14 protein-coding genes are annotated in these 14,889 nt (G+C 54.9%); 6 read left to right on the top strand and 8 right to left on the bottom strand.

The annotated features are described in order from the left end of the window. Window positions 1-78: 78 nt before the first annotated feature. The 4 genes from N1249_RS22070 to cpxP form a co-directional block, all read right to left on the bottom strand. Window positions 79-1,068, bottom strand: a complete 990-nt coding sequence (locus tag N1249_RS22070) for a sulfate ABC transporter substrate-binding protein (RefSeq protein WP_259833428.1) — start codon at window positions 1,066-1,068, stop codon at window positions 79-81. Between the two features lie 213 nt (window positions 1,069-1,281). Then, a complete protein-coding gene (gene pfkA, locus N1249_RS22075) occupies window positions 1,282-2,244 on the bottom strand; it encodes a 6-phosphofructokinase (protein WP_248274446.1) in 963 nt (320 codons plus the stop codon). A gap of 164 nt (window positions 2,245-2,408) precedes the next feature. Beyond that, window positions 2,409-3,311, bottom strand: coding sequence for a CDF family cation-efflux transporter FieF (gene fieF / locus N1249_RS22080; RefSeq protein WP_259833431.1), 903 nt, complete (start codon window positions 3,309-3,311; stop codon window positions 2,409-2,411). Window positions 3,312-3,464: 153 nt separating this feature from the next. Beyond that, a complete protein-coding gene (gene cpxP, locus N1249_RS22085) occupies window positions 3,465-3,965 on the bottom strand; it encodes a cell-envelope stress modulator CpxP (RefSeq protein WP_259833433.1) in 501 nt (166 codons plus the stop codon). 150 nt (window positions 3,966-4,115) lie between these two features. Here cpxP and cpxR point away from each other — a divergent pair, with 150 nt between their 5' ends. Both cpxR and cpxA read left to right on the top strand, forming a co-directional pair. After that, complete coding sequence (gene cpxR, locus N1249_RS22090; protein WP_003862004.1) at window positions 4,116-4,814, top strand: envelope stress response regulator transcription factor CpxR; 699 nt, start codon at window positions 4,116-4,118, stop codon at window positions 4,812-4,814. Beyond that, window positions 4,811-6,184, top strand: a complete 1,374-nt coding sequence (cpxA, locus tag N1249_RS22095) for an envelope stress sensor histidine kinase CpxA (protein WP_014072363.1) — start codon at window positions 4,811-4,813, stop codon at window positions 6,182-6,184. Before cpxR ends, cpxA begins: the two co-directional genes overlap by 4 nt. A 53-nt stretch (window positions 6,185-6,237) precedes the next feature. Here the strand turns inward: cpxA and yiiM are convergent, their stop codons facing one another. Together yiiM and sodA are read right to left on the bottom strand one after the other, a co-directional pair. Beyond that, window positions 6,238-6,912 (bottom strand): 6-hydroxyaminopurine reductase, encoded by a 675-nt coding sequence (gene yiiM / locus N1249_RS22100; protein WP_259838247.1) that lies wholly within the window; start codon window positions 6,910-6,912, stop codon window positions 6,238-6,240. A 71-nt stretch (window positions 6,913-6,983) separates the two neighbouring features. Then, window positions 6,984-7,604 carry a superoxide dismutase [Mn] gene (sodA, locus tag N1249_RS22105; RefSeq protein ID WP_010436906.1) on the bottom strand — a complete coding sequence of 207 codons (621 nt, stop codon included), beginning with the start codon at window positions 7,602-7,604 and terminating at the stop codon, window positions 6,984-6,986. A gap of 290 nt (window positions 7,605-7,894) precedes the next feature. Here sodA and rhaT point away from each other — a divergent pair, with 290 nt between their 5' ends. After that, window positions 7,895-8,929: an L-rhamnose/proton symporter RhaT gene (gene rhaT / locus N1249_RS22110; RefSeq protein ID WP_257271621.1), complete on the top strand. Its 1,035-nt coding sequence runs from the start codon at window positions 7,895-7,897 to the stop codon at window positions 8,927-8,929. Here the strand turns inward: rhaT and rhaR are convergent, their stop codons facing one another. Both rhaR and rhaS (N1249_RS22120) read right to left on the bottom strand, forming a co-directional pair. Further along, a complete protein-coding gene (rhaR, locus tag N1249_RS22115; protein WP_259833439.1) occupies window positions 8,930-9,778 on the bottom strand; it encodes an HTH-type transcriptional activator RhaR in 849 nt (282 codons plus the stop codon). A gap of 73 nt (window positions 9,779-9,851) precedes the next feature. Then, window positions 9,852-10,688, bottom strand: coding sequence for an HTH-type transcriptional activator RhaS (gene rhaS, locus N1249_RS22120; RefSeq protein WP_259833440.1), 837 nt, complete (start codon window positions 10,686-10,688; stop codon window positions 9,852-9,854). Between the two features lie 301 nt (window positions 10,689-10,989). Here rhaS (N1249_RS22120) and rhaB point away from each other — a divergent pair, with 301 nt between their 5' ends. The 3 genes from rhaB (at window position 10,990) to rhaS (N1249_RS22135) (ending at window position 14,854) form a co-directional block, all read left to right on the top strand. After that, complete coding sequence (gene rhaB / locus N1249_RS22125; protein ID WP_259833442.1) at window positions 10,990-12,459, top strand: rhamnulokinase; 1,470 nt, start codon at window positions 10,990-10,992, stop codon at window positions 12,457-12,459. Beyond that, the gene (gene rhaA / locus N1249_RS22130; RefSeq protein ID WP_182063014.1) at window positions 12,456-13,715 is read left to right on the top strand and encodes an L-rhamnose isomerase; all 1,260 of its coding nucleotides are present in this window, start codon (window positions 12,456-12,458) and stop codon (window positions 13,713-13,715) included. The genes rhaB and rhaA overlap by 4 nt, the downstream gene beginning before the upstream one ends. Before the next feature lie 152 nt (window positions 13,716-13,867). Further along, window positions 13,868-14,854, top strand: coding sequence for a rhamnose ABC transporter substrate-binding protein (gene rhaS, locus N1249_RS22135; RefSeq protein WP_259833446.1), 987 nt, complete (start codon window positions 13,868-13,870; stop codon window positions 14,852-14,854). The last annotated feature ends 35 nt before the right edge of the window (window positions 14,855-14,889 follow it).

Here is a 14,889-nt window from a genome sequence, read left to right on the forward strand (position 1 = left end):
AGTAACGCAAAATGATGACCAAATAAAAAACCCGGTAGATTTCTCACACCGGGTCACCGTGTCGTTCTTTCTCAGCGCTTAGCGTTTGCTGATTTGGTCGAAGGTACCGCCGTTAGAGAAGTGCTCTTTCTGCGCTTTCGTCCAGCCGCCAAACTCGTCATCAATGGTGAAGAGCTTCAGTTTCGGGAATTCCCCTTCGTATTTCTTCGCGACAGCCGGGTCACGTGGGCGATAGAAGTTTTTCGCCGCAATTTCCTGGCCTTCTGGCGAGTAGAGATACTTCAGGTAGGCTTCCGCCACCGCTTTGGTGTCTTTCTTCTCAACCACTTTGTCGACCACAGAAACGGTCGGCTCCGCGAGGATCGATTCGCTTGGGGTCACAATTTCGAATTTGTCTTTACCCAGCTCGTTGGTGGCCAGCAGGGCTTCGTTTTCCCATGCAATCAGCACATCACCAATGCCGCGCTCAACGAAGGTGTTAGTTGCACCACGCGCGCCGGAGTCCAGCACTTCGACGTTTTTAAACAGCGCTTTCACGAACTCCTGAGCTTTCGCCTGGTCACCGTTGTTGTGGTGCAGCGCGTAGCCCCAGGCCGCCAGGTAGTTCCAGCGTGCGCCGCCAGAGCTTTTCGGGTTCGGGGTGATGACAGAAATGCCCGGCTTAATCAGGTCATTCCAGTCATGAATTTGTTTCGGGTTGCCTTTACGTACCAGGAAAACGATGGTCGAGGTATATGGCGCGGAGTTGTCCGGCAGGCGTTTGATCCAGTTTTTATCGATACGGCCACGTTCAGCAATCGCGTCAACATCATAGGCCAGCGCCAGGGTGACCACATCGGCTTCAATACCGTTGATGACCGAGGTCGCCTGTTTGCCGGAGCCGCCGTGAGACTGGCGCACCACGACGTTGTCGCCGGTTTCCTGTTTCCAGTGTGCCGCAAATGCCTTGTTGTACTGCTCGTAAAGTTCACGCGTCGGGTCGTATGACACGTTCAGTAACTGGATGTCCTTAGCCAGAACGCTGGTCGATGCCAGCAATAATGTTAAACCCACGCCCCATTTATTCATCGCCCAGCTCTCTTGTGTAGTGTTTTGATGAATGTAGCGTGCCAGAAAGATAACCAATGATTAAAGAATAAAAAAAGATTGGCTATAACGTAGAGGAATAAAAAAGGGGAATTGTAGGGACAAAAAAGCCGGGTGGCGGCTACGCCTTACCCGGCCGACGTGACTGCGAATGTAGGCCCGGTAAGCGCAGCGCCACCGGGCAAAAAACGCTAATCAGTACAGTTTTTTGGCGCAGTCCAGCCAGTCACCTTTAAACGGACGCTTCATATTTTCGATCGCGTCGATGATGTCATGGTGAACCAGTTTTTCGTTCTGAATACCGACGCAGCGACCACCGTGACCCTGCAGCAGCAGTTCGATGGCGTACGCCCCCATACGGGAGGCCAGAATACGGTCGTACGGGCCAGGGGAACCACCACGCTGGATGTGACCCAGAACGGTCGCGCGGGTTTCGCGTTTGGTTTCGGTTTCGATGTACTTCGCCAGCTCGTCAACGTCACAGATGTGCTCGGTGATGGCAACGATGGCGTGTTTTTTACCTTTCGCGATACCGGCTTTGATTTCAGCGACCAGATCTTCACGGCTGAATTCCACTTCCGGTACCACCACGAACTCACAGCCACCGGCGATAGCGGCTGCCAGGGTCAGGTCACCACAGTAACGCCCCATCACTTCAACGATGGAGATACGCTGGTGAGAAGAAGAGGTGTCACGCAGACGGTCAATCGCTTCAACTACGGTACCCAGCGCGGTGAAGTAACCGATGGTGTAGTCAGTGCCTTTGATGTCGTTGTCGATAGTGCCTGGCAGACCGATGCACGGGAAGCCCATTTCGGTCAGACGTTTTGCACCCATGTAGGAACCGTCACCACCGATAACAACCAGTGCGTCCAGGCCGCGCTTCTTCATGTTTTCGATAGCCACTTCACGGACGTGTTCATCACGGAATTCCGGGAAGCGTGCAGAACCGAGGAAAGTACCACCGCGGTTGATCATGTCAGACACGCTGTAGCGGTCCAGCTGCACCATGCGGTCTTCATACAGGCCCAGGTAACCGTCATAGACGCCAAAAACTTCCAGACCTTCCGTCAGCGCTGCACGAACAACACCACGAATTGCTGCGTTCATGCCCGGCGCATCACCGCCGCTTGTCAACACACCGATTTTCTTAATCATGACTACCTCTGAACTTAGGAATGCAAAATTGAAATCTGTTGCCGGAAGAAACTGTTCGACCAACGAATACTGCAAATAGTATATCAATCGCTTCCAGCTGAATTGATTCAGGTCAGACCAAATGGCGGTAATTTATACACAAAATGCTGGCCTGGCTCACTTTTTTACAACGAATTACGAAAGCTCAACTGTCCGGGTACAACCGAGCAGGGATCCTGGTGAATGATGACGTCCGAACCAGGAAAACGCTGCAAAATCGCCTGCTCGACCTGCTCAGCTATAACGTGAGCCTGAACCAACGGCAGGTTGTCTTCCATTTCAATGTGAATCTGTATAAAGCGGGTCGGCCCTGACTGCCGCGTACGAAGATCGTGCGCACCGCTGACGCCAGGCCAGGAGGTCACGATAGTAAAAATTTCATCACGTTCTGCATCGGGAAGTGCGCGATCAAGCAGCGATTGCACCGCTTCATAACCCATCCGCAAGGCGCTGGATAAAATATAGATCCCAATCCCTAACGCAAACAACGCATCGGCCCGATGCCAGCCATACCATGCCAGACCAAGCGCAATAAGAATTGCCCCATTCATCATAACATCAGACTGATAATGAAGCATATCTGCCCGTACCGCCTGGCTTTGCGTTTTACGTACGACCCAGCGCTGGAACGTTACCAGAACAAGTGTGCTAATAAGTGCAATGATCGTGACGATGACACCAACACCGGGGTCGTTCATCGGCGATGGCGACACAAGATGCTGAATACCGGTTAAAAATAGAAACAGCGCAGAGCCGGAAATAAACATGCTTTGCGCCAGCGCGGCCAGCGATTCCGCCTTACCATGCCCAAAGGTATGTTCTTCATCTGCCGGTTGCAGCGAATAGCGCACCACCAGCAGGTTGGTCAGCGAAGCGGCAATATCGACCAGCGAGTCCACCAGCGCTGCCAGAATACTGACCGAACCGGTATACCACCACGCGAAAATCTTGATTATCAGCAAACACGACGCCATGACCGTCGCCGCAATTGCCGCCCGGCTCACCAGCCGTCCATAGGATTGATTCATAAACACTCCTGTCATGCCATGCCGCTAGTATAACGGATGCTTAGGGAGTCAAAGGATGAATAAACGGTTAACAACGATGATTGAAGGGCAAAAAAAACCCCCACGTCATGTGGGGGAAGACAGGGATGGTGTCTATGGCAAGGAAAACAGGGTTTACTGGTTACTACGGGTATTGCTACTGAAAAGCGTCATTTCTGAGCTTCGTTGCATCCGTGCAACCTCACGCAACTGGTCCATCCGTTGCTGATGTTTCTCGTTCAAAACCGCTTGCTGCTCGGGCGATAGCAGGTGGAACATCTGGTTGCGAACCCTGGCCATTTCGACCTGGCGGGCAACCTGTACCTGTGCCATTTTTTCTGCCTGAGCGCGTACAGCGCTTTCGTCAAAATTTTCTGCAGTGACAAGGCTATGCATTGTCTCCATTTCGCTAACATTAACAGGGGGCTGGTCTTGTCTTGCCCTCTGCATCAGATCTCGCATCTGTTGACGCTGATGTTCGGTTAAACTTATGCCGTCAAACATATGGCTTTGGCCGCTGTGCTGCGCTTCACTCTCTCCAGAGAGTCCGTTGTCGCCGATAATAGCTACGGCAGCCTGGCTAAACGCACTGAACGCCAGCGTTGAGGCCATGACGGCAGCGGTAACTTTGCGCATCACTTGCTCCCAAAATCTTTCGTGTCGCGATTCAACGAGAGACAGTCTACGATTCAGGCTGCAAACATGCGTCAGGGGGTGTAAAACAACGTAAAGTCATGGATTAGATAGCCTTGATGTCGTAATTTCTGCCTCGGAGGTATTTAAACAATGAATAAAATCCTGTTAGTTGATGATGACCGAGAGCTCACATCCCTTTTAAAGGAGTTGCTCGACATGGAAGGTTTCAACGTTCTGGTTGCCCATGATGGCGAGCAGGCGCTGAGTCTCCTTGACGACAGCATCGATTTACTTTTGCTCGACGTCATGATGCCGAAGAAAAACGGCATTGATACGTTGAAAGAGCTTCGCCAGACACACCAGACCCCCGTCATTATGCTGACCGCGCGCGGCAGTGAACTTGACCGTGTACTCGGCCTTGAGCTGGGCGCGGATGACTATTTACCGAAACCGTTCAACGACCGTGAACTGGTTGCCCGTATTCGCGCTATCCTGCGTCGTTCCCACTGGAGCGAGCAGCAGCAGAATACCGATAACAGCTCACCGACGCTGGAAGTGGACTCCCTGAGCCTGAACCCGGGCCGCCAGGAAGCGAGCTTCGACGGCGAAACGCTGGAACTGACCGGCACCGAGTTCACCCTGCTGTATCTGCTGGCACAGCATCTGGGCCAGGTGGTATCGCGTGAACATTTAAGCCAGGAAGTGCTGGGCAAGCGCCTGACGCCGTTTGACCGTGCTATCGATATGCATATCTCTAACCTGCGTCGTAAACTGCCGGAACGCAAAGATGGTCACCCATGGTTTAAAACCCTGCGTGGTCGCGGTTATCTGATGGTTTCCGCTTCATGATAGGTAGCTTAACCGCCCGCATCTTCGCCATCTTCTGGCTGACGCTGGCACTGGTTTTAATGCTCGTATTGATGTTGCCAAAACTCGACTCACGCCAGATGACGGAGCTTCTCGACAGTGAGCAACGTCAGGGCGTGATGATCGAGCAGCACGTAGAAGCCGAGCTGGCAAACGATCCGCCGAACGATTTAATGTGGTGGCGCAGGCTGTTTCGCGCTATCGACAAATGGGCACCGCCCGGACAACGCCTGTTGCTGGTCACCAGCGAAGGCCGCGTCATTGGTGCCGATCGCAATGAAATGCAGATTATCCGCAACTTCATCGGCCAGGCGGATAACGCCGATCACCCTCAGAAGAAAAAATATGGTCGGGTAGAAATGGTTGGCCCCTTCTCCGTGCGGGATGGGGAAGATAACTACCAGCTCTATCTGATTCGCCCTGCGAGCAACTCCCAGTCTGACTTTATCAACCTGCTGTTTGACCGTCCGCTGCTGCTGCTGATTGTCACGATGCTGGTCAGTTCACCGCTGCTGCTCTGGCTGGCGTGGAGCCTGGCAAAACCGGCGCGTAAACTGAAAAATGCCGCCGACGAAGTGGCGCAGGGTAACCTGAGGCAGCACCCTGAGCTGGAATCCGGGCCGCAGGAGTTCCTTGCCGCAGGCGCCAGTTTTAACCAGATGGTGAGCGCGCTGGAGCGCATGATGACGGCGCAGCAACGGCTGCTCTCGGATATCTCGCACGAGCTTCGCACTCCGCTCACGCGACTCCAGCTTGGCACCGCGCTGCTGCGTCGCCGCAGCGGTGAAAGCAAAGAGCTGGAACGTATCGAAACGGAAGCGCATCGTCTGGACAGCATGATCAACGACCTGCTGGTGATGTCGCGCAATCAGCAGAAAAACGCGCTGGTCAGCGAAACGGTGAAAGCCAATCATCTGTGGCATGAGGTGTTAGACAATGCCGCATTCGAAGCAGAACAGATGGGCAAATCCTTTACCGTCAACTTCCCGCCGGGGCCATGGCCGCTGTACGGTAACCCCAACACGCTGGAAAGCGCGCTGGAGAATATTGTGCGTAACGCCCTGCGCTACTCGCATACGAAGATTGAGGTGGCGTTCTCGGTGGATAAAGACGGGATCACCGTCATTGTCGACGACGATGGTCCAGGCGTAAGCCCGGAAGATCGCGAGCAGATTTTCCGTCCGTTCTACCGTACCGACGAGGCGCGTGACCGTGAATCTGGCGGTACCGGGCTGGGTCTGGCGATTGTTGAAACCGCCATGCAGCAGCACCGCGGTTGGGTGAAAGCCGACGACAGCCCGCTGGGTGGGTTGCGGTTAACGCTGTGGTTGCCGCTGTATAAGCGTTCGTAGCAGTTTGTGCCGGGTGGCGGCTTCGCCTTACCCGGCCTACATTCTTCCGTGGGTTATTTACCCCACAATCTCCGCGAATTATCCTCGATCTCACCGCTAATGCGGCGCTTCTGCATCGTTCTGGTCCAGCTGGTCGATAACCCCGCCGCCGACAGCAGGCGATGATACTGTTCATCGTCAAACGGCATATGCCAGGCAATCGCACAGGCGTCGTATACCGAGACATCACTCAGGCGTGACGCCAGCTCCAGCGGCGCGTCGGCAGAAACCTGCCCTGCCAGCACCACGCGGTACAGCCAGCCGGTTTTGCCCGCCGTTTGCAGCCGGGCCGACATATCGCTGATGCCGAAATGGTAATTCAGTTTGAAGCACGGTGAGCGCGGTTGCGTCACCTGAATCAGGGCATCACCCCAGCGGAAAATATCACCGATAAAGACGTTGTTCTCGGTCAGCCCTTCGGTCGAGAGGTTCTCGCCAAACGCCGGTGCAACAAACAGATCGGCCTGTTCGGGGAACTCAGCAATCCAGTGCTGATAGTGTTCGCGCGGATAGTGGCACAGCGCGCGCTCAGGCCCGCCGTGGATTTTCTTTTCGGCCTGCTCGTCGCCCGCCAGCCCGAGGTCGGTTAGCGTCAGTTCGCCGTCAACCTGAATTTTAGCGATGGCGCTCGGGCGGCTGCCGTCATACTCCCTGACCTTGCCTGTAAACACATTCACCGGGTAATGCATTGCTGCCTCCATTACGCAGATACAAAAAAAGCGAGTCATCAGACTCGCTTCTCACAGGCGTCAATGCAACCTTATTTTTTAGCGGCGAAACGCGCTGCTGCTTCGTCCCAGTTAACCACATCCCAGAATGCTTTGATGTAGTCAGGGCGACGGTTCTGGAATTTCAGGTAGTAAGCGTGTTCCCACACGTCCAGGCCCACGATTGGGAAGCCAGATGCGCCAGAAATTGCTTCACCCATCAGCGGGGAGTCCTGGTTTGCGGTAGAGACAACAGCCAGTTTGTCGCCTTTCAGTACCAGCCACGCCCAGCCAGAGCCGAAACGGGTAGCAGCAGCTTTTTCAAACTCAGCTTTGAAGTTGTCTACAGAGCCGAAATCGCGCTCGATAGCCGCTTTCAGGTCGCCCTGCAGGGTAGTACCGGTTTTCAGGCCTTTCCAGAACAGGCTGTGGTTAGCGTGACCACCTGCGTTGTTACGCAGAACGGTTTTCTTGTCAGCTGGCAGCTGGTCAAGTTTGGTGATCAGCTCTTCAGCAGACAGGTTTGCGAACTCTGGCAGGCTTTCCAGCGCTGCGTTCGCGTTGTTCACATAAGTCTGGTGATGTTTAGTGTGATGGATTTCCATCGTCTGCTTGTCGAAATGCGGTTCCAGTGCGTCGTAGGCATACGGCAGGGATGGCAGTGTATAACTCATAATCCTCTCCATTAGTGTCGGGCGGCACAGCTGTTAATGCCGCGTAAGCAGTTGGTTCATTATAGTTAATTAAATGATATTGAAAATGATTATCAATGCCGTAGTTTTTATAAGGTTATTCACCTTTCGCAACAATCCCGAAATTGTGAGTCTGCTCACGCGGTTAACGCGTTAATTGCCATTTAAAACCAAATTGCGGCAACCTTCTGAAGGTTCCTAATCCGCCTAATTTTTACACTCATCAAGTCGGCGGGAAGCCTCCGACATATAAAAACGATGAGGATGTAAAAATGAATCATGCGATTACGATGGGTATTTTCTGGCATCTGATAGGCGCAGCCAGTGCGGCCTGTTTCTATGCCCCGTTTAAAAAGGTTAAACACTGGTCGTGGGAAACCATGTGGTCCGTTGGGGGTACCGTCTCCTGGCTTATCCTGCCCTGGACCATTAGCGCCATGTTGTTGCCCGATTTCTGGGCTTACTACTCTTCTTTTAACGCCTCCACGCTGCTACCGGTGTTTCTGTTCGGTGCGATGTGGGGTATCGGTAACATCAACTATGGCCTGACCATGCGCTACCTCGGCATGTCGATGGGCATTGGGATTGCCATCGGTATTACGTTGATTGTCGGTACGCTGATGACGCCGATCCTCAACGGTAATTTCGATGTGCTGATCCACACCCAGGGCGGGCAGATGACGCTGCTTGGCGTGCTGGTGGCGGTGATTGGTGTGGCTATCGTGACCCGCGCAGGCCAGCTCAAAGAGCGCAAAATGGGCATTAAGGCCGAAGACTTCAACCTGAAGAAAGGTCTGGTGCTGGCGGTGATGTGCGGCATTTTCTCCGCAGGCATGTCCTTTGCGATGAACGCCGCCAAACCGATGCATGACGCCGCTGCCGCGCTGGGCGTAGACCCGCTGTACGTTGCGCTGCCAAGCTACGTGGTGATCATGGGCGGTGGCGCGCTGGTGAATCTGGGCTTCTGCTTCATTCGTCTGGCAAAAGTGAAGAATCTGTCGGTAAAAGCTGACTTCTCGCTGGCAAAACCGTTGATCATCACCAACGTGCTGCTTTCTGCTCTCGGCGGCCTGATGTGGTACTTGCAGTTCTTCTTCTACGCCTGGGGTCACGCCAGTATTCCGGCGCAGTATGACTACATGAGCTGGATGCTGCACATGAGCTTCTACGTGCTATGCGGCGGGCTGGTGGGTTTGATCCTGAAGGAGTGGAACAATGCCGGGCGTCGTCCGGTGGGCGTTCTGAGCCTGGGCTGCGTGGTGATTATTATCGCCGCCAACATTGTTGGCCTCGGCATGGCGAACTGATTACGCCGCCTTTCGACTGCGATGACGCCACTGAACCGGCGTCATCCCCACCTCGCGATTAAACACCACCGAAAAGTAGTTACTGTCCTCAAAACCACAGCGCATCGCCACTTCGCTGACCATCAGCTCCGTGTGTTGCAGCAGATACTGAGCATGGCAGATGCGCAGCTGGCGCAGATAGTGGTTCACCGTCATTCCCGTCTGAGTGCGAAACTGCTGGCGCAACGCGCGCTCGCTGCACTGCTCCTGCTCGCAGAATTTCTCCAGCACAAAGCTCTTGTTGAGGCTGCCGGCGAGGGTGGTAATGAGCTTGTCCAGCAGCGCTTCCTGTTCACTCGCAGAAGGGTTATCGGTGGCATAGCGATAGCGTTTGAGTGTCATAACCAGCTGGGCGAAAAGCAGTTCCGCCATCGGGTGGGCAAGCGGGTCGGCCTTCTGGCTCTCCTGTTCCAGCAGGGAGATCACCTGACGCACCTGGGTCATACCGTTGCTGCTTAAACGCCAGTGCGGTGTGCTGCTGGCATCGTTAAACCCGGGAATATGCGCGGCCCAGTCGACGTTGAGCTTGAGCCTGTCAGGGCAGTAAATCACGTTCTGCAACACCAGATCGTTTACTGAGGCGTAGGAATGTTTGTCTTCAGCGCGGATATAAAACAGGTCGCCGCGCGTAATGCGATAGGGCCGGTCGTTGAGCACGTGTAAGCCATTTCCCCGCCACACCAGCACCAGCTCGCAAAACTCGTGCGTGTGTTCGGCAAAAACGTTTTGCGGATAGCGATCGGCCACCGCAACGGACTGGCCGGCGGAGGCAAAAAAATCATTTTTGCGAAGGATTAACTGAGCAGCCACACCACAACCTCAACGGCGAATAACCTGACATTATTAGCTTTTTTGCGGCAAGAAAAGGGTGACTGCCCTCGCGTTACTGAAGTGATGCGTCCTTACCCTGGCGAATATCGCGCGGTGACCAGTTAAATTCCCGGCGAAACAGGGTCGAAAAATGGTTACTGTCGCCAAAACCGCAGCGATAAGCGATATCCGTGACGCTTTCGTCAGTATGGCGCAGCAGGTGGCGCGCTTTGATCAGGCGCAGGCGGTTGAGGTAGCGCTGCGGCGTGAGCCCGGTGTGATGTTTGAGCTGGCGATGCAGGGTGCGCAGCGATAACGAGAAATCATCTGCCAGCGTTTCCCAGCTGATATCCTCGGCAAAGTGGTCTTCCAGCCAGGCCATCAGTTGATTCAGCCGCGCATCGTTATTTTCCAGCCCTTCCACCAGGCTACTGCGACGCAGCAGTACCAGTAACTGCATAAACAGCAGCTCGCGGGTGGCGATGACATGCGTCTCCTGCCCGTCTTCACTTTTTTCCATCTGATTAACCAGCTGGCGCACCTGTTGCAGCGTGGCCTGATTTACCCGCCAGTGCGAAGGATAATGCCCGTCCTTCTCCTGCGGTAGCAGCTGGTTAAGCCCCGAAAGAAACTGGAACGCATCCGGGGAACGGTAGAGGACATTAGTCAGACACAGGTTGTCCGTATGTTCATACAAGTGCCTGTCGTGGTCGCGCACAAAGCACACCGTACCGCCGCTGATGGTGTACGGCTGGCCGTTAAACACGTGGATCCCCGTACCGTGTTCAACAATCACAATTTCATGGAAATCATGATAATGCTCCGGAAATGCAGCCTGTGGGAGCCGTGGTTCAATCGCGACAGGCGAACCTCCCGAAGGAAAAAAATCCACGCTGTGTAGTACGGTCATAGCAGCCCCCACCGATGAGAAATGTTCTCAAAATAGTAATTAAGGCTCTTCAGACTCACCTTAAATTTTCGGCAGCAAACCTCGCAAAAGCTGTCCGTTTTTCAAGAAACAGATGGAAAGATCAGGAAATGCGGCAAGCGTCACATTGCCTGCAAAGCCCGCCATTACTGGAAACTGTGAACTCCCTCACGTTCATCTTTGCTTTCTTGCCAGCCCCGGTTTTCGCCTGTCAGTAACGAGAAGGTGACTTTTTCTTCCCTTTCTTACACTCATCCCCAATGACTTAAAGAGGGACCCGAACATGACATTTCGCCATTGTGTGGCAGTCGATTTAGGCGCATCCAGCGGCCGCGTAATGCTGGCCACATATGACTGTACCCAGCGCACACTTTCGCTTCGTGAAATGCACCGCTTTGTTAACTGCCTGCAAAAGCAGGATGGTTTTGACACCTGGGATATTGATGGCCTGGAAGCCGAGATCCGCATCGGGCTGACGAAAGTCTGCGATGACGGGATCCGTATCGATAGCATCGGCATTGATACCTGGGGCGTGGATTATGTGCTGATTGGCAAGAACAGCGAGCGCGTTGGCCTGCCCGTTTCGTATCGCGACAGTCGTACCGATGGCGTAATGATGCAGGCTATCGAACAGCTCGGCATGGCGAATATCTATGGCCGCTCAGGCATTCAGTTCCTCCCTTTCAATACGCTCTACCAGCTGCGCGCGCTGGTCGACACGCAGCCGGAACTGGTGGCGAATGTCACTCATGCTTTGATGATTCCGGATTACTTCAGCTACCGCCTGACCGGCAACATGAACTGGGAATACACCAACGCCACCACAACTCAGCTGGTCAACATCAATTCCGATAACTGGGACGAACACCTGCTGAACTGGACGGGCGCATCCGCATCCTGGTTCGGCACGCCAACCCATCCTGGTAATGTGATCGGTCAGTGGATGTGCCCGCAGGGCAATGAAATCCCGGTGGTGGCCGTTGCGAGCCACGATACCGCCAGCGCGGTGATTGCCTCACCGCTCGCCAGTAAGGACGCCGCCTACCTCTCTTCCGGCACCTGGTCGCTGATGGGCTTTGAGAGCAAAACGCCGTACACCAGTACCGCCGCTCTGACAGCAAACATCACCAACGAAGGCGGTGCGGAAGGCCGTTATCGGGTGCTGAAAAACATCATGGGTCTGTGGTTGCTTCAGCGCGTGCTGAAAGAGCAAAACATTACCGACCTGCAGCGCCTTATCGCCGATACCGCCGCGCTACCGGCATGTCGATTTCTGATTAACCCAAACGATGACCGTTTTATTAACCCGGCGCACATGAGCGCGGAGATCCAGGCCGCCTGCTTCGAGGCCGGACATGCCGTGCCATCCAGCCCCGCTGAGCTGGCACGCTGCATATTCGACAGCCTGGCGCTGCTGTATGCCGATGTACTGAGCGAGCTGGAAGCCCTTCGCGGTAAGCCATTCACCCAGTTACACATCGTGGGCGGTGGCTGCCAGAACCAGCTTTTGAACCAGCTTTGCGCCGATGCCTGCGGCATCACCGTGGTGGCAGGCCCTGTTGAAGCCTCCACGCTCGGCAATATCGGCATTCAGCTGATGACGCTGGATGAGCTTTCAAACGTTGACGATTTCCGCTCGGTGGTGACAGCGAACTACAGCCTGACCACCTTCACACCCAATCCCTGCAATGAAATTGCCCGCTACCGGGCCCAGTTTCAGCAAAAACGACTGACTAAGGAGCTTTGCGCATGACCACTCAACTTGAACAAGCCTGGGACCTGGCTAAACAGCGTTTCGCCGCCGTTGGCGTGGATGTCGAAGAGGCGCTGAGCCAGCTCGACCGTCTGCCGGTGTCCATGCACTGCTGGCAGGGCGATGACGTCGCCGGTTTCGAGAACCCGGGCGGCTCCCTGACGGGGGGCATTCAGGCGACCGGTAACTATCCGGGCAAAGCGCGTAACGCGACCGAACTGCGTGCCGATCTGGAGCTGGCGCTGAGCCTGATCCCGGGGCCAAAACGCCTGAACCTTCATGCGATTTACCTCGAATCAAGCGAGCCGGTTGCGCGTAACGAGATCAAACCAGAACACTTTAAGAATTGGGTTGAGTGGGCGAAAGCCAACAAGCTGGGGCTGGACTTTAACCCGTCCTGCTTCTCGCACCCGCTGAGCGCCGACGGTTTTACCCTCGCCCATGCGGATGATGAAATTCGTCAGTTCTGGATTGACCACGTGAAGGCCTGCCGCCGCGTCTCGGCCTGGTTCGGCGAACAGCTTGGCACGCCATCGGTGATGAACATCTGGATCCCGGACGGCATGAAAGATATCACCGTTGACCGTCTGGCCCCGCGTCAGCGCCTGCTGGCCGCACTGGATGAGGCTATCAGCGAAAAACTGAACCCGGCCCACCATATCGACGCCGTAGAGAGCAAGCTGTTCGGCATTGGCGCAGAAAGCTACACCGTGGGCTCTAACGAGTTCTACATGGGTTATGCCACCAGCCGCCAGACCGCGCTGTGCCTGGACGCCGGTCACTTCCATCCAACAGAGGTGATCTCCGACAAAATTTCCGCCGCCATGCTCTACGTGCCGCGCCTGCTGCTGCATGTGAGCCGCCCGGTACGCTGGGACAGCGACCACGTCGTGCTGCTGGATGACGAAACGCAGGCCATCGCCAGCGAAATCATCCGCCACGATCTGTTTGACCGGGTGCACATTGGCCTCGATTTCTTCGATGCCTCCATCAACCGCATTGCGGCGTGGGTTATCGGCACCCGCAACATGAAGAAAGCGCTGCTGCGTGCGCTGCTGGAACCAACCGATGCGCTCAAACAGCTGGAAGCAAACGGTGACTACACCGCGCGTCTGGCCCTGCTGGAAGAGCAGAAATCCCTGCCATGGCAGGCGGTCTGGGAGATGTATTGCCAGCGTAACGATGCTCCGGCAGGCAGCCAGTGGCTGGACAACGTACGGGCATATGAGAAAGAGATTTTGAGCAAACGTGGATGAGTCATCCCGGCAAGAACCGACTGCACCAGGTAAACGCCCGGTGCAGTCGGCGTTAGAACTGTACCAATAAAAACATCGCGTCCCGCTGATTCAGACGGGACGAAAACCACCTGCAATCCCTACAACTAACTCAAGTCAGTGGAGTAAAAGCAATGAAAATAAAGACAAGCTTGATCCTCACCGTTGCCGCTCTGGCGTTGTCCGGTTCCGCTTTAGCAGAAGTCAAAATCGCCCTGGTGGCGAAATCACTAGGAAATGGATTCTTCGAGGCAGCGAACGTTGGCGCGCAGGAGGCAGCCAAAGAGTTAGGCGATGTAAAAGTCATTTATACCGGCCCAACCACCACCACCGCTGAGGCGCAGATCGAAGTGCTGAACGGGTTGATCGCCCAGGGCGTTGATGCGATCGCGATTTCCGCAAACGATCCTGATGCGCTGGTTCCGGTACTGAAGAAAGCGATGCAGCGCGGGATCAAAGTCGTTTCCTGGGATTCCGGCGTGGCAAAAGCCGGGCGTCAAATCCACCTGAACCCGTCCAACAACGCCCTGATTGGCGAAACCAACGTCAAGCTCGCTGCCGATGCGCTAAAAGCGCTGAACGTGGATAAAGGCGAAGTGGCCGTGCTGAGCGCCACGCCAACCTCCACCAACCAGAACACCTGGATTGCGGAGATGAAAAAGGTGCTGCCGCAGTACCCGTCCATCAATCTGGTGACCGTAGCGTATGGCGACGATCTCTCTGACAAGAGCTACCGCGAAGCGGTCGGTCTGCTGAAAACCTACCCGGATCTGAAAGTGATTGTTTCACCATCGTCTGTCGGCATTGTGGCCGCAGCCCAGGCGGTCAAAGACCAGGGCAAGATTGGCAAAGTGTACGTCACGGGCTTAGGCCTGCCGTCTGAAATGGCGGGCGCGGTGAAATCTGGCGCCAGCAAAAGCTTTGCCATCTGGAACCCCATCGACCTGGGCTACGCCGCAACCTATTTAGCGGATGACCTGGTGAAAGGTACGGCAACAAAAGACGAAGCCAGCATGGGTAAACTGGGCAAAGTGAAGCTGGATGCCGACGGTAACGGGGCGATGGCCGAGCCGTTCGTCTACGATGCCAGCAATATTGATAAGTTCTCGAAGATCTTTTGATCCTTTCCCCCTCTCCCGAGGGGAGAGGGAATACT

It is taken from the genome of Enterobacter sp. CP102, from assembly GCF_025152625.1.
Taxonomy (GTDB): domain Bacteria; phylum Pseudomonadota; class Gammaproteobacteria; order Enterobacterales; family Enterobacteriaceae; genus Enterobacter; species Enterobacter soli.